20 protein-coding genes and 1 riboswitch are annotated in these 22,324 nt (G+C 67.8%); of the genes, 6 read left to right on the forward strand and 14 right to left on the reverse strand.

Features of this window, described 5'->3' with window-relative positions:
* Positions 1–19: 19 nt before the first annotated feature.
* From metF to A9974_RS19840, 9 genes are all read right to left on the reverse strand, one after another.
* The gene (metF, locus tag A9974_RS19800) at positions 20–862 is read right to left on the reverse strand and encodes a methylenetetrahydrofolate reductase [NAD(P)H] (RefSeq protein WP_183005881.1); all 843 of its coding nucleotides are present in this window, start codon (positions 860–862) and stop codon (positions 20–22) included.
* Positions 862–1,197, reverse strand: a complete 336-nt coding sequence (locus A9974_RS19805) for a phage holin family protein (protein WP_006389784.1) — start codon at positions 1,195–1,197, stop codon at positions 862–864. The genes metF and A9974_RS19805 overlap by 1 nt, the downstream gene beginning before the upstream one ends.
* Before the next feature lie 120 nt (positions 1,198–1,317).
* Entirely contained in the window at positions 1,318–2,736 is a 1,419-nt protein-coding gene (gene ahcY / locus A9974_RS19810; protein WP_183005882.1) for an adenosylhomocysteinase, read from the reverse strand.
* 100 nt (positions 2,737–2,836) lie between these two features.
* Positions 2,837–2,945: riboswitch (S-adenosyl-L-homocysteine riboswitch) on the reverse strand.
* An 84-nt stretch (positions 2,946–3,029) separates the two neighbouring features.
* Positions 3,030–4,070, reverse strand: coding sequence for a glycosyltransferase family 1 protein (locus tag A9974_RS19815; protein ID WP_183005883.1), 1,041 nt, complete (start codon positions 4,068–4,070; stop codon positions 3,030–3,032).
* Positions 4,071–4,158: 88 nt separating this feature from the next.
* The gene (locus tag A9974_RS19820) at positions 4,159–4,395 is read right to left on the reverse strand and encodes a DUF1289 domain-containing protein (RefSeq protein ID WP_183005884.1); all 237 of its coding nucleotides are present in this window, start codon (positions 4,393–4,395) and stop codon (positions 4,159–4,161) included.
* Positions 4,396–4,560: 165 nt separating this feature from the next.
* The gene (locus A9974_RS19825; protein ID WP_183005885.1) at positions 4,561–5,451 is read right to left on the reverse strand and encodes an alpha/beta fold hydrolase; all 891 of its coding nucleotides are present in this window, start codon (positions 5,449–5,451) and stop codon (positions 4,561–4,563) included.
* Positions 5,452–5,466: 15 nt separating this feature from the next.
* On the reverse strand, positions 5,467–6,117 hold the full coding sequence (gene leuD, locus A9974_RS19830; RefSeq protein ID WP_183005886.1) for a 3-isopropylmalate dehydratase small subunit: 651 nt from the start codon (positions 6,115–6,117) through the stop codon (positions 5,467–5,469).
* Positions 6,114–7,535 (reverse strand): 3-isopropylmalate dehydratase large subunit, encoded by a 1,422-nt coding sequence (gene leuC / locus A9974_RS19835; RefSeq protein ID WP_183005887.1) that lies wholly within the window; start codon positions 7,533–7,535, stop codon positions 6,114–6,116. Before leuC ends, leuD begins: the two co-directional genes overlap by 4 nt.
* Positions 7,536–7,596: 61 nt before the next feature.
* Positions 7,597–8,589: a tripartite tricarboxylate transporter substrate binding protein gene (locus tag A9974_RS19840; RefSeq protein ID WP_183005888.1), complete on the reverse strand. Its 993-nt coding sequence runs from the start codon at positions 8,587–8,589 to the stop codon at positions 7,597–7,599.
* A 132-nt stretch (positions 8,590–8,721) separates the two neighbouring features.
* Here A9974_RS19840 and A9974_RS19845 point away from each other — a divergent pair, with 132 nt between their 5' ends.
* Positions 8,722–9,645, forward strand: a complete 924-nt coding sequence (locus tag A9974_RS19845) for a LysR family transcriptional regulator (RefSeq protein ID WP_183005889.1) — start codon at positions 8,722–8,724, stop codon at positions 9,643–9,645.
* Between the two features lie 61 nt (positions 9,646–9,706).
* On the opposite strand, the gene A9974_RS19850 is transcribed toward A9974_RS19845, so the two are convergent.
* From A9974_RS19850 to A9974_RS19860, 3 genes are read right to left on the reverse strand one after another with little or no spacing between them, the layout of a single operon-like run.
* Complete coding sequence (locus A9974_RS19850; protein ID WP_183005890.1) at positions 9,707–10,336, reverse strand: flavin reductase family protein; 630 nt, start codon at positions 10,334–10,336, stop codon at positions 9,707–9,709.
* Position 10,337: 1 nt separating this feature from the next.
* The gene (locus tag A9974_RS19855) at positions 10,338–11,102 is read right to left on the reverse strand and encodes a GntR family transcriptional regulator (RefSeq protein WP_183005891.1); all 765 of its coding nucleotides are present in this window, start codon (positions 11,100–11,102) and stop codon (positions 10,338–10,340) included.
* A gap of 38 nt (positions 11,103–11,140) precedes the next feature.
* The gene (locus tag A9974_RS19860) at positions 11,141–12,091 is read right to left on the reverse strand and encodes a polysaccharide deacetylase family protein (RefSeq protein ID WP_183005892.1); all 951 of its coding nucleotides are present in this window, start codon (positions 12,089–12,091) and stop codon (positions 11,141–11,143) included.
* Positions 12,092–12,320: 229 nt separating this feature from the next.
* Between A9974_RS19860 and A9974_RS19865 the strand changes: the two genes are divergently transcribed.
* Genes A9974_RS19865 through A9974_RS19875 form a run of 3 tightly spaced genes read left to right on the forward strand, consistent with a single transcriptional unit; the run spans position 12,321 to position 16,919 of the window.
* Positions 12,321–13,511 (forward strand): ABC transporter substrate-binding protein, encoded by a 1,191-nt coding sequence (locus A9974_RS19865; protein ID WP_183005893.1) that lies wholly within the window; start codon positions 12,321–12,323, stop codon positions 13,509–13,511.
* Positions 13,512–13,551: 40 nt separating this feature from the next.
* Positions 13,552–14,430 carry a branched-chain amino acid ABC transporter permease gene (locus tag A9974_RS19870; protein ID WP_183005894.1) on the forward strand — a complete coding sequence of 293 codons (879 nt, stop codon included), beginning with the start codon at positions 13,552–13,554 and terminating at the stop codon, positions 14,428–14,430.
* Positions 14,430–16,919, forward strand: coding sequence for a branched-chain amino acid ABC transporter ATP-binding protein/permease (locus A9974_RS19875; RefSeq protein ID WP_183005895.1), 2,490 nt, complete (start codon positions 14,430–14,432; stop codon positions 16,917–16,919). Before A9974_RS19870 ends, A9974_RS19875 begins: the two co-directional genes overlap by 1 nt.
* 61 nt (positions 16,920–16,980) lie before the next feature.
* Here the strand turns inward: A9974_RS19875 and A9974_RS19880 are convergent, their stop codons facing one another.
* Positions 16,981–17,958 (reverse strand): Lrp/AsnC family transcriptional regulator, encoded by a 978-nt coding sequence (locus A9974_RS19880; RefSeq protein WP_370539659.1) that lies wholly within the window; start codon positions 17,956–17,958, stop codon positions 16,981–16,983.
* Positions 17,959–18,071: 113 nt separating this feature from the next.
* On the opposite strand from A9974_RS19880, the gene A9974_RS19885 reads away from it, so the two are divergent.
* Together A9974_RS19885 and A9974_RS19890 are read left to right on the forward strand one after the other, a co-directional pair.
* Positions 18,072–19,376: an MFS transporter gene (locus tag A9974_RS19885; protein ID WP_183005897.1), complete on the forward strand. Its 1,305-nt coding sequence runs from the start codon at positions 18,072–18,074 to the stop codon at positions 19,374–19,376.
* Positions 19,377–19,448: 72 nt separating this feature from the next.
* A complete protein-coding gene (locus A9974_RS19890; RefSeq protein WP_183005898.1) occupies positions 19,449–20,876 on the forward strand; it encodes an amidase in 1,428 nt (475 codons plus the stop codon).
* A gap of 72 nt (positions 20,877–20,948) precedes the next feature.
* On the opposite strand, the gene metK is transcribed toward A9974_RS19890, so the two are convergent.
* Entirely contained in the window at positions 20,949–22,112 is a 1,164-nt protein-coding gene (gene metK / locus A9974_RS19895) for a methionine adenosyltransferase (RefSeq protein WP_183005899.1), read from the reverse strand.
* Positions 22,113–22,324 lie beyond the last annotated feature (212 nt).

Raw genomic sequence — 22,324 nt, forward strand, 5'->3', positions numbered from 1 at the left:
CAGCGCCCGCGGCGATGGCTTACAGGGCCAGTTCCTTCCACACCGCCAACGGCGCTTCCGCATGGTTCAGCGTGTAGAAATGCAGGCCCGGCGCGCCATTGTCCAGCAGGTTCTGGCACAGCTCGGTAACCACGTCCACGCCGAAGGCGCGGATCGAGGCCTTGTCGTCGCCAAACTCGGCCAGGCGCAGACGGATCCAGCGCGGCACTTCCGCGCCGCACATTTCCGAGAAGCGCAGCAGCTGGGTATGGTTCGTGATGGGCATGATGCCCGGCACGATCGGCACCCGCACACCCTTGGCCTGGGCCCGGTCGACGAAGTCGAAGTAGGCGTCGGCATTGAAGAAATACTGGGTGATGGCCGCATCGGCGCCGGCGTTCACCTTGGCCACGAAATGATCCAGGTCGGTCGACGGATGCGTCGCCTGCGGATGCATTTCGGGGTAGGCCGCGACTTCGATGTGGAACCAGTCGCCCGTTTCCTCGCGGATGAACGACACCAGTTCGTTGGCGTAGCGCAGCTCGCCCGCGTCGCCGCCCATGCCCGAGGGTAGGTCGCCGCGCAAGGCGACCACGCGCCGCACGCCTTCGTTCTTGTAGGTCTGGAGGATATCCCGCAGGTCCTGCCGGCTCGCGCCGACGCACGACAAGTGCGGCGCCGCATCGCAGCCCAGGTTGCGCAGCGTGCGCACGGCGTCCGCCGTGCCGGCGCGGGTGGAACCGCCCGCGCCGAAGGTCACGCTGACGTACTTGGGTTGGATCGCCAGCATCTGCTTGGCCGCGCGCACCAGCCGTTCCTGGCCGGCCAGATCGCGCGGGGGAAAGAATTCCAGACTGAAAGCGGGAGTGGTCGAATCAGACATTAGGGGATCAGTTTGGTGAGCAGGCCGGAGATGATGCTGTAGAGGATCGCACCGCCCACGGCCCACCAGAACCCGTTGACCTGGAAGCCCTTGAGCACGGAGCCGACAAACCAGAACAACAAGGCGTTGATGACGATAAGGAAGAGACCGAGCGTGACGATCGTGATGGGCAACGTCAGCAGCACCAGGACCGGCTTGACCAGCATGTTGACCAGGCCCAGCACCAAGGCGGCGATGAGCGCCGATCCGAAGCTGGCCACGGTAATGCCGGGCAGCAGGTAGGCAACGGCCAGCAGGGCCACCGCGTTCAGGATCCAGACGAGTATCAATGCCATGTTCGAACTCCTGTATTGACGCTCCGCGGCCCCGTCATCGCCAGGCGACACGGGGGAATCCCGCGGATCGGAAAGCCCGCGCCGACATGGCGCGGGTACTTCCCTATTTTGCTACAAGCATCAGTAGCGGTAGTGATTCGGCTTGTAAGGACCTTCAACCGGCACGCTGATGTAGTCGGCCTGGTCCTTGCGCAGCGTGGTCAGCTTCACGCCCAGCTTGGCCAGGTGCAGACGCGCGACCTTTTCGTCCAGGTGCTTGGGCAGCACGTAGACTTCGCCGGACTTGTAGGCTTCGTTGCGCGTGAACAGCTCGATCTGGGCGATGGTCTGGTTGGCGAACGAGGACGACATCACGAACGACGGGTGGCCCGTGGCGCAGCCCAGGTTCACCAGGCGGCCCTGGGCCAGCAGGATGATGCGCTTGCCATCCGGGAAGATGACGTGGTCGACTTGCGGCTTGATCTCTTCCCACTTGCAGTCGGCCAGGCCGGCAACGTCGATTTCGTTGTCGAAGTGGCCGATGTTGCACACGATCGCCTGGTCTTTCATGGCGTTCATGTGGTCACGGGTGATGACGTGGTAGTTGCCGGTGGCGGTGACGAAGATGTCGCCGTGGGCGGCGGCTTCTTCCATGGTCACGACCTTGAAGCCTTCCATGGCGGCCTGCAGGGCGCAGATCGGGTCGATTTCAGTGACCCAGACCTGGGCGCGCAGCGCGACCAGCGCCTGGGCGCAACCCTTGCCCACGTCGCCGTAGCCGGCGACCACGGCGATCTTGCCCGCGACCATCACGTCGGTGGCGCGCTTGATGCCGTCGACCAGCGATTCGCGGCAGCCGTACAGGTTGTCGAACTTGGACTTGGTGACCGAGTCGTTGACGTTGATGGCGGCGAAGGCCAACTCGCCCTTTTGCGACATCTGGTACAGGCGATGCACGCCGGTGGTGGTTTCTTCGGTCACGCCCTTGATCAGGGCCAGGCGGGTCGAGTACCACTTCGGATCACGCTTGAGCGTTTCCTTGATGGCGGCGAACAGCACGCGCTCTTCGTCGCTGCCCGGGTTGGCCAGCACCGAGATGTCTTTCTCGGCCTTGGTGCCCAGGTGCAGCATCAACGTGGCGTCGCCGCCATCGTCGAGGATCATGTTGGCGTTCTGGCCATTGGGCCATTCGAAGATCTTGTGGGTGTATTGCCAGTATTCTTCCAGCGTTTCGCCCTTGACGGCGAAGACCGGCGTGCCCGACGCGGCGATGGCGGCGGCGGCGTGGTCTTGCGTGGAAAAGATGTTGCACGAGGCCCAGCGCACTTCGGCGCCCAGGGCCACCAGCGTTTCGATCAGCACGCCGGTCTGGATGGTCATGTGCAGGCTGCCGGCGATGCGGGCGCCCTTGAGCGGCTGCTTGGCGGCGAACTCTTCGCGGATGGCCATCAGGCCGGGCATTTCGGTTTCGGCGATGGCCAGCTCGCGACGGCCCCAGCCTGCCAGCGACATATCGGCGACCAGGTAATCGGAGAAGGACTTATCGGTTACAGCGTTCATGGTGTGTAGGCTCCACGTGAATAACGAACGGCGCACGATACGGCCGGACAACGCGAAACCACCACGACAATCGAGTGCTCGCCTTTTCCGCCGTACGCGACAAAGGTGAGCGCCGTTGCTGTAGCGCCGCGCGATGCGCAGCGCTTGAACAGGAATTCCTGAGCCTGGCGACCGAATGATCAATGGTCGTCGCAACGCTCCTCAGGATTGGCAAGCATTGTACCGGTTTGGCTCGCCAGGGGGAACGTCCCGCACGGCTCTCGCCGCGGACGGCGCGTCCCGCCCGGCGCCGTTCACCCCGCCCGGGCCAGGCGCCTGTCGATCTCGGCGCCGGAGGTCAGGGGCACCAGCGACGCCAGCAGGTCGGAGGCCACCGAATCCCAGCTTCGCGTCAGGGCATGTTCGCGCACGGCGTGGCGGTCCAGCGGCAGCGCGGCGCGGCAGGCATGGGCCAGGTCGTCATCCAGGATACCGGTGACGCCTTGCGCCACCACCGCCAGCGGCGCTTCGCTGCGGAAGGCCGCCACCGGCGTGCCGCAAGCCATGGCTTCCAGCATGACCAGCCCGAAGGTGTCGGTCAGGCTGGGAAAGACGAATACGTCGGCCGCGCCGTAGAACGCCGGCAGGGCATCGTCGTTCTGCATGCCCATGAACACGGCCTGGGGGAAGCGCTTTTTCAGGCGCGCCTCGTCGGGTCCCGCCCCCACCACCACCTTGCTGCCCGGCAGGTCCAGCGCCAGGAAGGCATCCAGGTTCTTTTCGCGCGCGACACGGCCGACGGACAGGAAAACGGGACGAGGCAGATCCTGGAACGCCAGGCCGGGGGTGGGCTGGAACTTGCGCGGGTCCACGCCGCGCGACCAGACCCGCAGATTGGCCAGCCCGCGGCGCACCAGGATGTCGCGCACCGTGGGCGTAGGTACCAGCACGCATTGCGACGGCCGGTGAAACCAGCGCAGGTAGCGCCACGGCAACGCCGCCGGAATGCCCATGCGCGCCTGCAGGTAGTCGGGAAACATGGTGTGGAACGAGGTCGTGAAGCGCCAGCCGCGCGACAGCGCCATGCTGCGCGCCGCCAGCCCCAGCGGACCTTCGGTGGCGATGTGCAGCGCATCGGGCACGATGTCGCCCAGGATGCGGCGCAATTGCTTGCCGGGCCGCAGGCACAGCCGCAGGTCGGGCTCGGACGGGGCCGGCACGGTCCGGCTGCCCTGGGGGTTCACCACGATCAGTTCGTGGCCCCATTCATTCAGGATCTGCTGCATGGTCGTCCAGGTGCGGACGACGCCATTGACTTGCGGATGCCAGGCATCCGTGACCAGAACGATGCGCATGATGAGGCCGGAAGTGGGCGACACCGCGATTTAGCCCGCGGCATGTGACACGCCCAAGACGGCGGGTCCCAGGGCCCATCAGCACAGCCTAGTTGTTGCGGCGGGGATACCCCTGGGCCTTGATGCGGATCCAGACCTCGCGCTTTTCCTCTTCCGTCATGAAGACCCAATTGGCCACTTCCATGGCCGTGCGCCCGCAGCCCCGGCAGATGTCGTCAAACAGCGTGGAACATACGGCAACGCACGGGGAATCCGTGGCCCGGAACGCGCGTTGGGCGTCCTCGGGGTCGGGCAATTCGGTCAGATCGGCAAAGGAACGATTCATGGGCCGAAGGTTAACACCAGGGTTACGTCCCTTTTTTGATAGCCCTATTGTCCGGCGTGGCTTGATTGACAGCGCGGCAAAGCGCCGTGGCGGGCCGGAATGCCAGGCGCCCGCCCTTCGCAAGCTGGGCCTGCACCACGCCCAGCCGTCGGCGTCGAGGCCTGCCTAGTGCGGCCAGCCGAAAAATCCGGCAACCTCGCGCAACAGCGCGTCGGGGGTCTCTTCGGCCAGGTAATGGGCGCCCGGCAAGGCGCCGCCCGAGACCTCGTCCGCCACCGCGCGCCACAGCCCCAGCACGTCGAAATTGCGGCCCACCGCGCCGCGTTCGCCCCACAACACCCGCAGCGGCATGCGCAGGCGTTCGCCCGCCTCGCGCCCCTGGCGGTCGTGCTCCAGGTCCAGCGTGGCGGACGCGCGGTAGTCTTCGCAGATGCCGGTGGCCCAGCCCGGCAGCCGGGCCGTGCGCTCGTACTCGGCCATGGCCTCGGCCGAAAAGTGCGCCAACCCGCCAGGGCGTCCGCCCATGACCGACCGCAGATAGAAGACCGGGTCGCGTTCGATCATGGTCTCGGGCATGGGCGCCGGCTGGATCAGCCAGAACCAGTGGTAGTAGGCCTGCGCGAACGCCCGGGTGGTGTTCTCGTACATGTCGAGCGTGGGCGCGATATCCAGCAGCATCATGCGCCCGACCGCCGCGGCATGGTCCAGCCCCAGGCGGTGGGCGACGCGGGCGCCGCGGTCGTGCGCCAGCACGTCAAAGCGCTCATGCCCGAGCGTGCGCATCAGCGCCGCCATGTCGGCGGCCATCTCGCGCTTGGAGTGGGCGGCGTGATCCGTCGAGGCGGGCGGCTTGTCGCTGTCGCCATAGCCGCGCAGGTCGGCCGCCACGCAGGTGTGATGGCGGGTCAGCTCGGGCCAGACCTTGTGCCAGATGGCGTGGGTCTGCGGATGGCCATGAAGCAGCAGCAGCGGCGGCCCGGCGCCGTCCAAGCGGGCGGCGATCCGGATGCCGTTGACCTCGTGGCGTTGCACGGGAAGATCGAAGAATGCGGTCATTGCGGTCTGCGCCTCTCAGTTGTCCAGCCGGTCGCGCACACGGCGCGCCACGTCTTTCATCCACGGATGCCGAGCCCAGTGGCCGGCCTCGAAGTGTTCCACATCCGCCAGTTGCTGCAACGACGCGCCGACCATGTCCTGCCCTTGCGAGAACATGCGGCGGTGGCGCGCCGGCAGGTCGAACGTGGCCGTCCAGCCGTCGGCCGCGCGCACCGTGCCGGCCAGCGCGTCGATCTCGACGTGGTTGCTGGCCATATTGGACACCGGCGCGGACACCCGCGCCAGCAGCGCGTCGACCTCGGCGGGCGGCAGGCTCACCAGCAGCAAGCCGTTGTTCAGGGCGTTGAAGTAGAAGATTTCGCCGAAGCTGGCGGCGACCACGGCGCGAATGCCGAACTGCATCAGGCCCCACACCGCGTGTTCGCGGCTGGAACCGCAGCCGAAGTTCGGTCCGGCCACCAGGATCGAGGCGCCCGCATAGGCAGGCTGGTTCAGCACGAAATCCGGCCGTGGCGCGCCGTCGGCGTCAAAGCGCAGGTCGTACAGCAGGCCGCGATCCAGGCCCGCCTTGTCGATGATGCGCAGGAACTGCTTGGGCATGATCTGGTCGGTGTCCAGATTGGAATACGGCAAGGGCGCGGCAACGCCCTGGATGGTCTGGTTCATCGTGTTTGCTCCAGGTCGCGCACGTCGACGATGCGGCCGGCCAGCGCGGCGGCAGCGGCCATGGCCGGGCTCATCAAGTGGGTGCGCCCCGCCCTGCCCTGGCGGCCTTCAAAGTTGCGGTTGGTGGTGGAGGCGCAGCGTTCGCCAGGACGCAGCACGTCGTCGTTCATGGCCAGGCACATCGAACAGCCCGGCTGGCGCCATTCAAAGCCGGCGGCGATCAACGCGGCGGCCACGCCCTCGGCTTCAGCCTGGGCGCGCACGGCCCCCGAGCCCGGCACCACCATGGCCCGCACGCCAGCCGCGACCTGGCGGCCGCGCACCACGTCGGCCACCACGCGCAGGTCTTCGATGCGGCCGTTGGTGCAGGACCCGATGAACACCCGGTCGATCGGCACGCCGGCGATCGGCGCGCCGGGTTGCAGGCCGATGTACTCCACGGCCTTTTCCAGCGCCAGGCGCGCCAGCGCGTCGGGCTCGGTCCGCGGGTCTGGCACGGTGCCGGTGACCGGCATCGCCTGGTCGGGGCTGGTGCCCCAGGTGACGAACGGCGCGATCTGGGTGGCGTCGAACCCGTGCTCGACGTCGAAGACAGCGTCCGCGTCGCTATGCAGCGTGGCCCAGTAGGCCCGCGCCTGCGCCCGTTCCGCGCCATGCAGCTGGGGCGCATGCGCGGCCACGTAGGCATCGGTGGTGGCGTCCGGTGCGATCAACGCGGCGCGGGCGCCGGCTTCCACGGTCATGTTGCACAGGGTCATGCGCGCTTCGGCCGACAGGCCGGCGATGGCGCTGCCGCAGAATTCCACCGCATGGCCGCGCGCGCCCTGGGCGCCAATGCGATGCACCACATAAATCACCAGGTCCTTGGCGGACACGCCGGCGGGCAACTGGCCGTCGACACGGATGCGCATGTTGCGCGCCACCCGGTACACCAGCGTCTGGGTCGCCAGGATATGCTCGACTTCCGACGTGCCGATGCCAAAGCCCAGCGCGCCCAGCGCGCCGTAGGTCGTGGTGTGGCTGTCGCCGCACAGCACCACCATGCCGGGCAGGATCATGCCGTGTTCGGGCGCGATGACGTGCTCGATGCCTTGCAAGGGGTCGGTGGTGTCGAACAGCGCGATGTCCTGCTCGTCGCAATTGCGCTTCAGGTTGCGCGCCTGGCGCGCCGAGGCGTCATCCGGAATGACGCGCAGCGCGGCGGGCACCGGATGCGTCGGGATGATGTGGTCCACCACCGCCATCTGCTGCCCCGGCCGCAGCACTTGGCGGCCTCGCGCGGCCAGGCCGCTGAAGGCCTGCGGACTGGTGTATTCATTCATGATGTGCAGATCCACGTACAGCAGGATGTGCTCGTCGTCGATGCGGGCCACTTCGTGGCTGGCCACCAGTTTGTCGTATAGCGTCATGCCGGGCATGTCGATGCTTCCTTGCGAAAAAGCGCGCCCGCGCGGGGCGCGATGAAACCTTTGCCGGACGTCAGTTGTTGGCCTCGATGCCGGCGTCCTTGACGATGCCGGCCCAGCGCGTGATTTCGCCGGCGACCATGGCGTCGGTCTGGGCCGGGGTGGAAATCAGCGGTTCGAAGCCTTCGCGGCCCATGCGTTCGGCCAGCGCGGGCGATTGCAACGCCTGGGCCAGCTTGGCGTTGAGCGTGTCCACCGCGGCCTGCGGCGTGCCGGCGGGCGCGCTGATCACGAACCAGGTGTTGAAGGCGTAGCCGGGCAGGCCGGACTCGGCGATGGTGGGCACGTCCGGCAACAGCGGCGAACGCGTGGTGCCAGTGACGCCCAACGCCTTGAGCTTTTTGCCATCAACCTGCGGCTTGGCCGCCGACAGCACCGGAAAACTCATCTGCACCTGGCCGCTGATGGTGTCCACCATGGCCGGGCCGCCGCCCTTGTAGGGCACGTGCAGGATCTGCGTGCCCGAGACCGACTTGAACAATTCCGCGGCCATGTGGAAGGTGCTGCCGGTGCCGGCCGAACCGAAGCTCAGTTCGTTGGCGGGACGTGCGCGGATGTACTCCAGCAGCGCCTTCACGTTGTCCACCGGCAGCGACGGCGTCACGGTCAGCACGTGCTGTGAAGTGCCGACGGTACCCACCGAGCGCAGGTCGCGCGCGGTGTCGAACGGCATGGTCTTGAACAGCGCCGGGTTGATCGCCAGCGACATCGTGTTGATGGCCAGCGTGTAGCCATTGGGCTCGGCGCGCGCCACGGCGGCCATGCCGATGTTGCCGGACGCGCCGGCGCGGTTTTCCACGATCACGCTCTGGCCCAGGGCCTTGCCCCAGGCGTCGGAGATCAGCCGGGCGGCAATGTCCACGCTGCCGCCCGGCGCGAACGGCACCACCAGGGTGATGGGGCGCTGGGGAAACGCGTCGGCGGCAACGGCCGGCGCCAGCCAACAGGCGGACATGGCGGCCATGGCCGCCGCGGCCAGCGTGCGCAATGCGTAAGGGGTCTTCATGGGGTGGGTCTCCTCTTGGATGGCCGCGTCGGGCGGCTCTGCGTATCGGTGAACCCAGTGTATAGGCCGGTTCTATTCTTATAATTAATGGATAAACTAAATCTTTATTAAATTTTATTTATAAATAAATCCATGGATGCGCTGTCGGACCTTGCGTTCTTTTCGCTGCTGGTCAAACACGGCAACCTGTCGGCGGCCGCGCGTGAACTGGGCCTGACGCCGCCCGCCGTCAGCACGCGCCTGGCCAAGCTGGAGCAGCGGCTGGGTGTCCGCCTGCTGAACCGCAGCACGCGGCGCGTCAGCGTCACGCAGGAAGGCGAGCTGTACCTGGCCGAGGGCGGCCGCATCCTGGCCGACCTGCAGGCGCTGGAACGTTCCGTGTCCAGCAGCCGCGCGCAGCCCCAGGGCCTGCTGCGCCTGAACGCCACGTTCGGCTTTGGCCGCGCTCACGTCGCGCCCGCCGTGTCGGACTTTGCGCGCCAGTACCCCGACGTCGAGGTGCAGTTGCGCCTGACCGACCGGCCCCTGAACCTGATCGAAGAAGGGTTCGACGTGGCGGTGCGCTTCGGCGACCTGCCCGACGCCCGCCTGACCGCGCGCAAGATCGCCTCCAACCGGCGGCTGTTGTGCGCGTCGCCGCGCTACCTGGACACCTATGGCGAACCGCGCACGCCGGGCGATCTGCAACGCCACCGCTGCATCGTGGTGCGCGAAAACGACGTCGCCTACGGCACCTGGCGGCTCGAGGCCGGCCAACGCGCGGAGACGGTGAAAGTGCGCGGCCCGGTCAGCTCCAACGACGGCCAGAGCGCGCTGGAATGGGCGCTGGACGGCCACGGCATCGTGATGCGGTCCGAATGGGAAACCGCCGCCCACCTGCGCGCCGGACGGCTACGCCTGGTGTTGCCGGAATGGGCCACGCCGGCGGCGGACATTCATGTGCTGTATCCAGAACGCCTGAACCTGCCGGCCAAGACGTTGGCATTCGTCGATTTCCTGGCGCAGCGCTTTGCCCGGCATTTGCGCGCGCCGGGCTCGCAGACGGCGGTCTGGTGACGCGACAAGTCCGGCAGCCGCGCGCCGGGCGGAGGGCAAGGCCGCCTGCCGCGCACGGGCCCTAGATCTCGTCGATGGCCGTGCTGGCCGGCGTGTCGCCACCGCCGATGGCGTAGCGGTCGCGGGTGGTGACGTAAAAGCTGGCGCCGAAACGGCCCACCGGAAAATAGTCTTGCAGGCGCACGCGCCAGGTCTCGGTGTCGATCAGGCCGTCGCGCGCGTGCAACCAGCGCACTTGCCCAATGAAGATCTGGCGGCTGGCGGTTTCCAGGGTTTCATATAGCGTGCATTCGAACGCCACCGGCGCCTGCGCAATGCGCGGCGGCGCCACCCGCTGGCTGGGCGCGGCGTCCAGGCCGGCATGCGCCAGCTCGCTGACGTCGGACGGCAGGCGGTCGCCGCAGCGATGCATTTTCTCGGCCATGGCTTCGTCGGTCAGGTGCACCACGAATTCGCCGGTGCGCACGATGTTGCGCGCCGTGTCCTTCAGGTTGCCATCTTCCAGGCGGTTGATGCTGACCATGACGATGGGCGGATCCTCGCCCAGCATGTTGAACATGCTGAAGGGCGCGGCGTTGACCACGCCGGTTTCCGACAAGGTGGTGATCAGCGCGATCGGCCGCGGCACGATCAGGCTCGCCATGAGCTTGTAGCGCTGGTATTCGGTGATTGATTCGAAGTCGATATCCATGTCAGGCCAGTCCCAGCATCTGGGCAAGGGTTTGCGCGGGTTGGGGACGTTCCAGGCTGATGCGCCGTTCGAGGTCCGCCAGGTGGTTGTCGTTGATCTTCACGGCCTCGGCCACTTGCCCGCGTTCCATCAGGTCCACGATCAGCACGTGTTCGCCATGTTCGCAGGCGGCGTTGCCGGGCGGCTCGTACAGCGCCACGATGAGCGAGCAGCGCGACACCAGCTCGGCCAGGTAGCCGTGCAGGATGCCATTGCCCGATAGCTCGCCCAGCCGCACATGAAAGGCGCTGGCCTGCCGCGCCCAGGCCGGTTGCCCGGCGCGGTGCAGCAAGGCGTGCTCGTCGCGCAGCTGCTTGCGCAGCGAGGCGTAGTCGGCCTTGGTGGCGCGGGCCGCGGCCAGCGGCAGCAAGGCGGCCTCCAGCGCCCGCCGCGCCTGGAAGATCTGGCGCGTGTCTTCGGGCGTGGGTTCGGCCACCACGGCGCCGCGATTGTGATGCAGGTCCACCACGTGTTCGTGCGCCAGGCGCTGCAGGGCCTTGCGCGCCACGGAACGCGAGACCCCGAAGATGTCGCACAGGGCCGCCTCGGGCAGCTTGGTGCCGGGCGTCAGGCGCTGGCTCATCACGCTTTCGTAGACGGCCTCGCAGATACGGCGTTCCTGGTCGGCATCGGGCGCGGTGTCGTCGGCCGGGGCCGCGGCAACGACGGCCGGACGGCGCTTGACGGCCGGCGTGGCACGGGGTTTGGCGGGGCTGCGGGTAGGCATGGCGGGACTCGGCAGGAAGGTCGCGGGAGGGTCGAGGATCAGCGGGCGCAAGCCAGGCCATCGACATGGCGGCAGATGTCGCCGGGCGTGGCGAACCAGATTTCTCCCCGGTCGCGCGCGGCGGCCAACGGCGCCAGCGCCCGGCGCAGATGCCGCAGCCGGTAAGGCTGGCCCACGATGTAGGGATGCAGCGCAATGCCCATGACCAGCGGCTGGCGCTGCGCCTGGGTCCGCATTTCCTCGAACTGGTCAAGAATCATATCGGCAAAGTCGCGGGCGTCCATCTTGCGGCCCATGATCATGGGAATGTCGTTCAGTTCCTGCGGATACGGAATGGCCCACAGGTCGCCCGCCCGGGTGCGCATGCGCATGGGCTGGTCGTCGTGGCACCAGTTCAGCGTGTAGCGGTAGCCGGCTTCGGCCAGCAGGTCCGGCGTGGCGCGGCTTTCGGATATCCAGGGCGACAACCAGCCGGCGGGCGCGCTGCCGGCGTGCTGACCGATGCGGTCGCGGCAGTGTTCCAGTAGCGCGCGTTCGTCGGGTTCGGACAGGCCGCCCTGGCGGTGAGCGTTGCTGTAGCCGTGCCCGATGAGTTCGTCGCCGCGCGCCAGGCAGGCGTCGACCAGTTCGGGACAGTGTTCATACAGCGCCGTATTGATCAGCGCGCCGGCGGGCAGGTTCAGTTCGTCGAACAGTTCAAGACAGCGCCACGCGCCCACCCGGTTGCCGTACTCGCGCCAGGCGTAATTGAGCACGTCGGGGTGCGGCGAAGCGGGCCCCAGCTCTGCGCCCAAGCCCTCGCCAAAGGCGAAATGCTCGATGTTGAAGCCCAGGTACACGGCCAGCCGCGCCCCGTTCGGCCAGGCGTAGTCCGGCCGCCCGGTGATGGGCTGATACGGAAAACGGCCATGGCAGGCCAGCGGCGCCGGGGTCCAGGACGCCGGGGCGTCGCGCCCCGCATTGGTGCTTTGGAGCAAGGATGGATTCATTTTGGTGCAAATCCTGATGCGTGATTGTGAACAAAAAACTGGCTGTTTTGGAAACAAAATTTGGATGCCACGCTGACAAACGATCTAGAAAACCGTTCTTTTCCCCTGGAGCAGCGCCTGGACGCGTGCGGATGAAATCCGGCATTCCGGGTGGCATGGATCTTGCATAACGAACCGGAGCAGCCCTTGAACCCATGCAAGATCCGTTCCACTTTTCCAGGAGTGCCCGATGACCCCGACCCGCCGTTCCTTCCTGCTTCGCGCCACTGGCGCCGCCCTTTTCGCAGCCGGCCTGGCCCTGCAACCGGCGCTGGCCGCCGACCCGATCAAGATCGGCCTGATCACCGCCCTGTCGGGTGAATCGGCGCGGGCAGGCGAAGCGCTGACGCGCGGCATGACCATTGCGATCGACGAGATCAACGCTGGCGGCGGCCTCTTGGGCGGCCGCCAGATCGTGCTGGTGCGGCGCGATGACGAAGGCAACCCGGCCAAGGGCATGGCCGCGGCGCGCGAACTGATCTACAAGGAAAAGGTTGCCGTGCTGTTCGGCGGCCTGGACACGCCGGTGTCGATGGCGATCGTGCCCATCGTGAACCAGGAAAAAGTGCCGTTCATGGGCCCCTGGGCCGCGGGCACCGCGATCACGCAGAACAAGGGCAACCCGAACTTCGTGTTCCGCGTGTCGGCCATGGACGAGATCGTCGACAGCGCCATGGTGCAGTACGCGCAAAAGACGTTCCAAAGCGCCAAGCCGGGCATGATCCTGGTGAACAACCCATGGGGCGAATCCAACGAAAAGGGCCTGGACGCCGCGCTGGCGGCCGCCAAGATCGCGCCGGCCGGGGTCGAGAAATTCCAGCCCAACGACCTGGATGTGACGCCGCAACTGAGCCGCCTGAAGGCGGCCGGCGCGGACACGCTGTTCCTGGTGGGCAACGTGGGCCCGTCGGCGCAGGTGGTCAAGTCGCTGGACCGCATGGGCTGGAAAGTGCCGGTGGTGTCGCACTGGGGTCCGGCGGGCGGACGCTTCACCGAGCTGGCCGGCCCCAACGCCAAGAACGTGCACTTCGTGCAGACCTACAGCTTCTTCGGCAAGCAAGGCCCGGTGGGTGAAAAGGTGATGCAGGCGCTCAAGGCCAAGTATTCCGACATCAAGGGGCCGCAGGACATCACCCCGGCGGTGGGCGTGGCCAACGCCTACGACGGCATGCGGCTGGCGGCGCTGGCTATCAGCCAGGCCGGTTCCACCGACGGCGACGCGGTGCGCCAGGGCTTCTACAAGATCGGCAAGTACGAAGGCCTGATCAAGACCTACGAGCAGCCCTTCACGCCCGCCTCGCACGATGCGCTGCGCGAGAACGACTACGTGTGGACCCACTTCGTGGACAACCGCATCCTTCCCGTCGCGGGTGCGCAGTAAGCGGCCGGCTCGCCAACGCAATCGCCAGCAGGAGACACGCATGTTGTGGATGTCCGCCATTGTCAGCGGCCTGGGCCTGGGAAGCATGTACGGGCTGATGGCCCTGGGCTTTTACCTGACCTACGCCGTCTCGGGCACGGTCAATTTCGCCCAGGGCAGCTCCATGATGCTGGGCGCGGTGCTGACCTATACCTTTGCGCAGACGCTGGGCTGGCCGCTCGCGGCCGCGCTGCCGCCGGCCTTGGCGCTGTGCGCGCTGTACGGCCTGGTGGTGGAACGGCTGGCGGTGCGGCCGTTCGCCAGCCGCGGCTCCAATGCGTGGCTCATGTCGACGGTGGCGTTGGGCATCGTGCTGGACAACGTGGTGATGTTCACCTTCGGCAAGGAACCGCGCAGCCTGCCTTCGCCCCTGGCGCAGGCGCCGCTTGAAATCGGCGGCCTGGGCCTGGGCGTGTATCCACTGCAATTGCTGATTCCGCTGATCGGCCTGGCGCTGGCGGCCGCCCTGCACGCACTGTCGCGCCGCACCCGCTGGGGCGTGGCGCTGCTGGCCGTGGTGCAGAACCCGAACGCCGCGCGCCTGATGGGCATTCCCGTGCGCCACGCCATCATGGCGGCCTTTGCCGTGTCCACGCTGTTCGCGGGCATCGCCGGTGCGCTGGTCGCGCCGCTGTTCAACGTACAGGCCGACATGGGCACGCTGTTCGGCCTGAAGGCCTTCGTGGTGGCTATCCTGGGCGGCATCACCAGCGCCTGGGGCGTCATGATCGCGGGCCTGCTGTTCGGCGTGGTCGAAGCGCTGATCACGGTGACACTGGGTTCCGGTTATACGCAGATCATCAGCTTCGCGCTGGTGATCGTCATGTTGGCGGCGCGCCCCAACGGGCTGTTCGGCCGTGCCGCCACAAGGAAAGTCTGATGGGCAAACACGTCGCATCCTTCCCGGCGGCGCTGGCCGTCTACGCCCTGCTGGCCGCCGCCAGCCTGGCGTTGGCCGCCAGCGTCAACGGTTACTACGTCTTCGTGCTGGGCAACGTGGCGCTGCTGGCGCTGGCGGGCATCGGCCTGAATGTGCTGCTGGGGCTGACCGGACAGATGTCCTTCGGCCACGCGGCGTTCTATGCGATCGGCGCGTATACAGTCGCGATCCTGACTGGACAGGCGGGCTGGAGCTTCTGGCTGGCGTGGCCGGCCGCCGCGCTGGTCGCCGGCGCCTTCGGCCTGCTGCTGGCCGTGCCAGCGCTGCGGGTGAGCGGGCCTTACCTGGCGATGATCACCATCGCGTTCGGCTTCATCGTGGAACACGTGCTGATCGAAGGCGGTGATCTCACGGGCGGCCAGAACGGCCTGATGGGCATCGCCCAGCCCGCGCTTGGCAGCCTGGGCGGTGACCGCGGCGTGGCGATGCTGGCCATCGTGGCGGTGTTCGCCGCGCTGGCCGGTTACGCCCTGCTGGCCCGTGGCACCTGGGGCGCGGCGATGCGGGCAGTCAAGGACAGCGAAACCGCCAGCGAGTCGATCGGCATCAATCCGCTGGTGGTCAAGGCCGTCGCCTTCATGGTGTCGGCGGCGGTGGTAGGCCTGGCGGGCGGGCTGTACGCGCCGCAGGCCGGCATGATCACGCCGCACAATTTCAACTTCATGCAGTCCATTCTTTTCGTGCTGGCGGTGACCATCGGCGGCGCGGGTTCGCTGGCCGGGCCGCTGCTGGGCGCGGTGGTGGTCGGCCTGCTGCCCGAAATGCTGTCGGGCCTGGAGGAATACCGCCTGCTGTTCTTTGGCGCCTTCCTGCTGGTGGTGCTGTGGGCCGCGCCCGACGGCGCGGCCGGTTTGCTGGGACGCTGGCGGCGTGGCCGGCAAGCGCTGCGGCTGACGCCGACGCAGGGTGGTATTCCGGCCACGGGCAGGCCGCGCCGCGCTTTGCGCGCCGACACGCTGACCATGACCTTCGGCGGCGTACGCGCGGTGCAGGAAGTGTCGTTCACCGTCGCGCCCGCGGCGGTGACGGCGCTGATCGGCCCGAACGGCGCGGGCAAGTCCACGGTCATCAACATGCTCAGCGGCTATTACCAGCCGACCCGCGGCGCGGTCGCGCTGGGGCAGGAATCCCTCGCGGCGCTGCCCGCCTACCGGGTGGCGCGCAGCGGCATCGCGCGCACCTACCAGACCTCGCAATTGTTCGACACGCTCAGCGTCGAAGACAACGTGGCGCTGGGCCTCTTGGGCGGCCGGTTGGGCGGGCTGCTGGCGTCGCGCCGCTACTTGGCGCGCGATGCGCGCGAACGGGCCCGCGCGCTGCTGGCCTTCTGCGGCTACACCGGCGCGCTGGACACGCCCGCCGCCGACCTGCCGCATGTGGACCGGCGGCTGGTCGAGATTGCCCGTGCGCTGGCCACCGACGCCGACATCCTGCTGATGGACGAACCGGCGGCGGGGCTGTCGCGGGAAGACAAGACCCGCCTGGCTGGGCTGCTGCGGCGCATCGCCGACGCCGGCGCGGGGGTGCTGCTGGTCGAGCACGACATGGCACTGGTGATGGGCGTGTCCGACCACATCGTCGCCATCGACGCGGGCCGCGAGCTGGCGCAAGGCACGGCCGCCGCCATCCAGCAATCGGATGCGGTGCGGCAGGCCTACCTGGGCGACGAGGCCGCGCGCCGCGCCCCCGCCGCGCGCGAACGTCCGGCTGGCGCGGGCATCGCGCCCGAGGTGCTGGGCGTGGGCAGCCTGACCACGGGCTACGGCGCCAACCCGGTGCTGCACGGCATCGACCTGCAAGTGCGCCAGGGCGAAATGGTGGCGCTGCTGGGCGCCAATGGCGCCGGCAAATCGACGTTGATGCGCACGCTGGCGGGCCTGCACCGGCCGGCGCAAGGCGGCATGCATCTGCAAGGGCAGGAACTGCAGGGCCTGACCGCCGACCGCATCGTGGCGCGCGGGCTGGTGCTGGTGCCCGAAGGCCGCCAGGTCTTCCCCGACCTGACCGTGCTGGACAACATCCGGCTGGGCGCCTTCCTGCGCCCGGGCGACCGCGAGGCGCGGGTAGAAGAGATGCTGGCGCGCTTTCCGCGGCTGCGCGAACGGCTGCATCAGCGCGCCGGCCTGCTGTCCGGCGGCGAGCAGCAGATGCTGGCGATCGCGCGCGGGCTGATGTCTAAACCGGTGATCCTGCTGCTGGACGAACCGTCGCTGGGCCTGGCGCCCAAGATCATCGACGAGCTGTTTGAAGCGTTGGACCGCCTGCGGGCGGAATCCATGACGATCCTGCTGGTGGACCAGATGGCCGCGTTGGCGCTCTCCCTGGCCGACCGCGCCTATGTACTGGAATCAGGCCGCGTCGCGGCGCAAGGCACCGCGCGGGAGATCGCGGCGGATGGCGCGTTGGCGCGCGCCTATCTGGGCGCCTAGGCGCTGACGGCGCGGGGCGGCCCGGACATCCAGCCGGCCCCGCGGCGGCGTGGCTGACGGATCAGGCCTCGCCGCCCAGCCGCGCGCCTTCGCGCACAATGCCGCAACGCTTATAGGCGCGCATCACCACGCCGACCTCGCTGGCCAGTACACCGTCCAGCTCGCCCAGCCTGCGCGTCACCACGTCCCACAAATGCAGGCTGTCGCGGCACAGCACGTGCCAGAACAGCTGCGATGCGCCGCTGGTGCCGAACAGGCAGCGCGTATTCGGATCCAGCGCCAGGTGCGCAGCCAGGGCGTCGACCGCTTGCGGGCGCACTTGTACCGAAATCACGGCCTCGACGGGAAACCCCACCAAGGCAGGCTCGACTTCCACCCGGAAGCTGAGGGCGCGCCGGTCCACCAGATGCTGCAGCAAGCGGTGGGCGGTAGGCTCGCTGACGTCGGCATGCGCGGCCAATTCGGCCAGGCTGGCACGGCCGTCGCGCATCAGGTGGGCCACGATGCGCTGCTCAGGCTCGGTCAGCGCGGCCGGCGGCTGCGACGCCGGTCGCGGCTCCAACGCGTCCTGCGCGCCGGCCGCGCCGGCCTGGATGCGCCACTGGCCCGCGCGGCGGAACGGGCGCAGCACCAGCCGGGCTTCCACCTGCTCGACACCGTCGATCGACGGCAACACCCGCGTCACCACGTCCGGCATGTCGGCCGCATCCGCCAGCGTCAATTCAGCCATCAGGTCGGCCCGGCCCGCCAGCGTCACCACCAGCTGCGCCATATCCAGCCCCGCCAGCGCCTCGGCCACCTCGGGCACGCGGCCCGAGCGGCAGCGCACCCAGGCGTGCAGCACCACACCGCGGCCGGTGGCCAGCGGGTCGGCTTCGGCGATGACGCGCAAGGCGTCGGCGTCCATCAGCCGCTTGATGCGCCGCGCCACGGTGCGCTCGGCGATGCCGGTGGCCGCGCCCAGCTCGCGCCAGGACGCGCGCGGGTCCGCCTGCAAGGCGATCAGGCAGGCCAGATCGGTGTCATCGAGCGCTGGCATTAGGGGCTTACCCTTACTTGACGTGACCATATTCATTAATCTAACGTTCGCGCATTGATAAAAACACAAAATTAAACGGTCTATTTGACCAAAAATAAATACCTGAGGACCTTATGAGCACCCCATCCGCAACCCTGCGCGCCACGCAGGGGGCAAGCGCCGCGCCCGTATCGCGGGCCCGCACGATTCTGGCCGGAAGTGTAGGCAATGCCGTCGAATGGTTCGATTGGACCATCTATGCGTCGTTCGCCATCTTCTTTTCCAGCCAGTTCTTCCCTGAAGGCAACGAAACCGCCGCCCTGCTCTACACCTTCGGCATCTTCGCCGTCGGCTTTTTCATGCGTCCGGTGGGCGGCTGGGTGCTGGGCATCTTTTCGGACCGCTACGGCCGCAAGGCCGCGCTGGGCCTGACGATCCTGATGATGGCGGGCGGTTCCCTGATCATCGCCATCACCCCCACCTATGCCGCCATCGGCCTGGCCGCGCCCCTGCTGCTGACCGCCGCGCGCCTGCTGCAAGGCCTGTCGCTGGGCGGAGAGTATGCCTCGGCCACGACCTTTTTGGCGGAAATGGCGCCGCCCGAAAAGCGCGGCTTCTATTCCAGCTTCGTCTTCTTCAGCGCCGCGGTGGGTATCCTGGCCGCGTCCGCCGTGGGCTGGATCCTGACCTCGACCCTGACCAAGGCCGACATGGCCGCGTGGGGCTGGCGCATTCCGTTCGCCCTGGGCGCGCTGGGCGGCCTGGCCGGCATGTGGATCCGCCGCTCGATTCCCGAAACCGAAGCGTTCTCGCACGCCAAGAAAGCCGGCGTCGAAAAGCAGCCGCTGCGCACCCTGCTGCGCGACCACCCGCGCGAAGTGCTGCGCATTGTCGGTTTTTCCATCCTGACGACCTTCGCGTTCTACATCTTCGTCGCCTACGTGCCCACCTACGCCATCCGGCAGGTCAAGGCCGACCCGCAGGTCGCCTTCGCCGCCAACACCGTCGCGCTGATCGTCTTCATGCTGGTGCAGCCGCTGTTCGGCATGCTGTCCGACCGCATTGGCCGCAAGCCGCAGCTGATCTTCTTCGCGGCCGGCTACCTGGTGTTCTTCTATCCGCTGATGAGCACGCTCGGCCCGTCGTTCGGTTCGATCCTGGCCGTCGAATTGTTCGGCCTGGTGCTGTACGCCATGTATACGTCGATCGCGCCGGCCATCATGTCCGAGCAGTTCCCCACCAGCGTGCGGGCCGTCGGCATCGGCGCGCCGTACAACCTGGTCGTGGCGCTGCTGGGCGGCACCACGCCCTATCTGCTGACCTGGCTGCAAAGCAAGGGCATGGAGCGCTGGTTCTTCTATTACGTGCTGGCGGGCGCCGTCATCACGCTGATCACCTTCATCCGCATGCCTGAAACCCGGGGCCAGTCGCTGAAATAACGCAGACTGCAGCCAAGCCCACGCTTTCCGGTCCCGCCAGGGCCGGAAAGTTTTTTCTTTTCCGTGAGAGCCATGCCAGACCACGACACTGCCCTGCATTTCCGAGAGGCCCGCGAACTTGCCCGCGCTATCCGCGACGGCGAACTGAGCTCGCGCCAGGTCACCACGCACTTCCTGGATCGCATCGAACGCGCGCCGCAACTGGCTGCCTACAGCGAGGTCACGGCCGAACGCGCCCTGGCCCAGGCCGACGCTGCCGACCGCCTGCAGGCCGCCGGCATCTCGATGGGTCCGCTGCACGGCGTGCCAGTGGCGGTCAAAGATAGCGTGCACTGGGCGGGCACGACCGCCAGCGGCGGTTCGCAAACCCGCCGCGGCGTGATCAGCGATGAGACCGCCGCGGCCGCGCACGCGTTGGCGGCACAAGGCATGCCCATCCTGGGCAAGACCCGCATGACTGAATACGCGTTCGGCCTGTCCGGCCAGAACCCCACGCAGGGCACGGCGCGCAACCCCTGGGATGCGCGCCAGGCGCGCGCCCCCGGCGGCTCGTCCAGCGGCGCCGGCGTCGCCGTGGGAGCCGGCCTGGCGCCCCTGGCGCTGGGCGGCGATACGGGCGGATCCGTGCGCGCGCCCGCGGCGCTGAACGGCGTGGTGGGCTACAAGCCGTCTTCCGGCATCATCAGCCGGGCCGGTTGCCTGCCGCTTTCGGACACCCTGGACGTGCTGGGCCCCATTGCCCGCAGCGTGGCGGACGCCCGCCTGCTGACGCAATTGCTGGCCGGCCCCGACATCGACGACGCCGCGACGCTGGCGCTGCCGCCCCGATGCATCGCCGACCTGCGCCGTCCGGCCACGCGCCGGCCCGCCGCCATCGCCGTCCTGGCGCCGCAAGCCTGGCCGGCCCCGCTGACCGACGAAGGCCTGCGGATCTGGCATGACGCTCAGGAACATCTGGACCAGGCCGGCTGCACGCCCGAAGCCTGGCATCCGCCCGCCTCACTGTCGTTCGCCCGCATGGCGGACGACAACTCGCTGGTGCTGGCCTACGAGGCCTATCGCTATTACGGCGCGCTGGCCGAAGACCCCGCGCAGCCGCTCTGGGACGTGGTGCGCGCGCGCATCGCGGCTGGCGGCCGGATCACACAGGCGGACTACCAAGCCGCGCTCGAGCGGCGGCAAGCCGACATGGCCGCCTTCGCGACTGCGATGCAGGGCCTGGATGCGCTGCTGATGCCCGCCTGCGACCAGGCCGCGCAACCTCTGGACGCGGCCGACGTGCGCCACGCCGGCCTGGGCAAACTGTTGCGCCCGGCCAATTTCCTGGGCGCGGCGGCCATTGCGCTACCCGCCGGCCTGGATGCCGACGGCATGTCCATGGCCGTGCAGTTGCTGGCGCCTGCCGGCGGCGACGCGGCGATGCTCGATTGCGCCGCGGCGCTGGAACGATTGCTGGCTCCCGTCCTGCACACGCCAGACTTGTCGGCCTGGGGCCTGTGATCCACTCCGCACGCGCAAAAAAAAGCCCCTGCATACCGATTTGCAGGGGCTTTCTTGCTGACAACGCGCGGTTTACAGCGCCTTCTTCAGTTCCTGGACCTTGTCCGCGGCTTCCCACGAGAATTCCGGTTCGGAACGGCCGAAGTGGCCATAGGCGGCGGTCTTGGTGTAGATCGGGCGCAGCAGGTCCAGCATGTTCACGATGCCCTTCGGACGCAGGTCGAAGTGCTCGCGCACCAGCTTGGCGAGCTGGTCGTCGGGGATGACGCCGGTGCCTTCGGTGTAGACGGTGATGTTGATGGGTTCCGCCACGCCGATGGCGTAGCTGACCTGCACCTGGCACTGGCGCGCCAGGCCGGCGGCCACGATGTTCTTGGCCACGTAGCGGGCGGCGTAAGCGGCCGAGCGGTCGACCTTGGACGGATCCTTGCCCGAGAACGCGCCGCCGCCGTGCGGGCATGCGCCGCCGTAGGTGTCGACGATGATCTTGCGGCCGGTCAGGCCGCAATCGCCTTGCGGGCCACCGATGACGAAGCGGCCGGTCGGGTTGACCAGGAACTTGGTCTGCGGGGTGATCAGGCCTTCGGGGAAGCTGGGCTTGATGATGTCTTCGATGACAGCTTCGCGGATGGTGTCCTGCGTGACGTCGGGCGCGTGCTGGGTCGACAGCACCACGGTGTCGACTTCCGCCGGGCGGCCGTTGATATAGCGGAACGTCACTTGCGACTTGGCGTCAGGGCGCAGCCACGGCAGGCGGCCGTCCTTGCGCAGTTCGCTCTGGCGCTGCACCAGGCGGTGCGCGTACCAGATCGGCGCCGGCATCAGGTCGGGGGTTTCGTCGCAGGCGTAGCCGAACATCAGGCCTTGGTCGCCCGCGCCCTGGTTCAGGTAGTCTTCCGAGCTGCGGTCCACGCCCTGGGCGATATCCGGCGACTGCTTGTCGTAGGCGACCAGCACCGCGCAACCCTTGTAGTCGATACCGTATTCGGTATTGTCATAGCCGATGCGGCGGATCGTGTCGCGTGCGACCTGAATGTAGTCGACGTTGGCGGTGGTGGTGATTTCACCAGCCAGCACGACCAGACCCGTGTTGCACAGGGTTTCGGCCGCGACGCGCGCGTTGGGGTCCTGCGTGAAAATGGCGTCCAGGATCGCGTCGGAAATCTGGTCGGCTACCTTGTCGGGGTGCCCTTCAGAGACGGATTCGGAGGTAAAGAGAAAGTCGTTGTTGGCCACAGATGCGTCCTTTAGCGCCCGGTACCGCCGGGACATAGGTTCATGAGGCGCGTTGCACCCCGGACTGCATGACATACGCTGATCTGGGCGCGACGCTTTAGCGGATTTGGCAAGAGCCGCGCAATGCGCTTGACCCCTGCCGTCGCCCCGCAAGTTGTCGGTTAACTCGGCGACCTGCCGATTTTAAGCGAAAATGCGATTCTTATGCTTGT

Source organism: Achromobacter sp. UMC71, assembly GCF_014170305.1.
Classification (GTDB): Bacteria; Pseudomonadota; Gammaproteobacteria; order Burkholderiales; family Burkholderiaceae_B; genus Achromobacter.

Excerpts from the sequence above, each read along its gene's own strand:
- metF (WP_183005881.1), bottom strand. The coding sequence starts at position 862 with ATGTCTGATTCGACCACTCCCGCTTTCAGTCTGGAATTCTTTCCCCCG.
- A9974_RS19805 (WP_006389784.1), bottom strand. The coding sequence starts at position 1,197 with ATGGCATTGATACTCGTCTGGATCCTGAACGCGGTGGCCCTGCTGGCC.
- ahcY (WP_183005882.1), bottom strand. The coding sequence starts at position 2,736 with ATGAACGCTGTAACCGATAAGTCCTTCTCCGATTACCTGGTCGCCGAT.
- A9974_RS19815 (WP_183005883.1), bottom strand. The coding sequence starts at position 4,070 with ATGCGCATCGTTCTGGTCACGGATGCCTGGCATCCGCAAGTCAATGGC.
- A9974_RS19820 (WP_183005884.1), bottom strand. The coding sequence starts at position 4,395 with ATGAATCGTTCCTTTGCCGATCTGACCGAATTGCCCGACCCCGAGGAC.
- A9974_RS19825 (WP_183005885.1), bottom strand. The coding sequence starts at position 5,451 with ATGACCGCATTCTTCGATCTTCCCGTGCAACGCCACGAGGTCAACGGC.
- leuD (WP_183005886.1), bottom strand. The coding sequence starts at position 6,117 with ATGAACCAGACCATCCAGGGCGTTGCCGCGCCCTTGCCGTATTCCAAT.
- leuC (WP_183005887.1), bottom strand. The coding sequence starts at position 7,535 with ATGCCCGGCATGACGCTATACGACAAACTGGTGGCCAGCCACGAAGTG.
- A9974_RS19840 (WP_183005888.1), bottom strand. The coding sequence starts at position 8,589 with ATGAAGACCCCTTACGCATTGCGCACGCTGGCCGCGGCGGCCATGGCC.
- A9974_RS19845 (WP_183005889.1), top strand. The coding sequence starts at position 8,722 with ATGGATGCGCTGTCGGACCTTGCGTTCTTTTCGCTGCTGGTCAAACAC.
- A9974_RS19850 (WP_183005890.1), bottom strand. The coding sequence starts at position 10,336 with ATGGATATCGACTTCGAATCAATCACCGAATACCAGCGCTACAAGCTC.
- A9974_RS19855 (WP_183005891.1), bottom strand. The coding sequence starts at position 11,102 with ATGCCTACCCGCAGCCCCGCCAAACCCCGTGCCACGCCGGCCGTCAAG.
- A9974_RS19860 (WP_183005892.1), bottom strand. The coding sequence starts at position 12,091 with ATGAATCCATCCTTGCTCCAAAGCACCAATGCGGGGCGCGACGCCCCG.
- A9974_RS19865 (WP_183005893.1), top strand. The coding sequence starts at position 12,321 with ATGACCCCGACCCGCCGTTCCTTCCTGCTTCGCGCCACTGGCGCCGCC.
- A9974_RS19870 (WP_183005894.1), top strand. The coding sequence starts at position 13,552 with ATGTTGTGGATGTCCGCCATTGTCAGCGGCCTGGGCCTGGGAAGCATG.
- A9974_RS19875 (WP_183005895.1), top strand. The coding sequence starts at position 14,430 with ATGGGCAAACACGTCGCATCCTTCCCGGCGGCGCTGGCCGTCTACGCC.
- A9974_RS19880 (WP_370539659.1), bottom strand. The coding sequence starts at position 17,958 with ATGCCAGCGCTCGATGACACCGATCTGGCCTGCCTGATCGCCTTGCAG.
- A9974_RS19885 (WP_183005897.1), top strand. The coding sequence starts at position 18,072 with ATGAGCACCCCATCCGCAACCCTGCGCGCCACGCAGGGGGCAAGCGCC.
- A9974_RS19890 (WP_183005898.1), top strand. The coding sequence starts at position 19,449 with ATGCCAGACCACGACACTGCCCTGCATTTCCGAGAGGCCCGCGAACTT.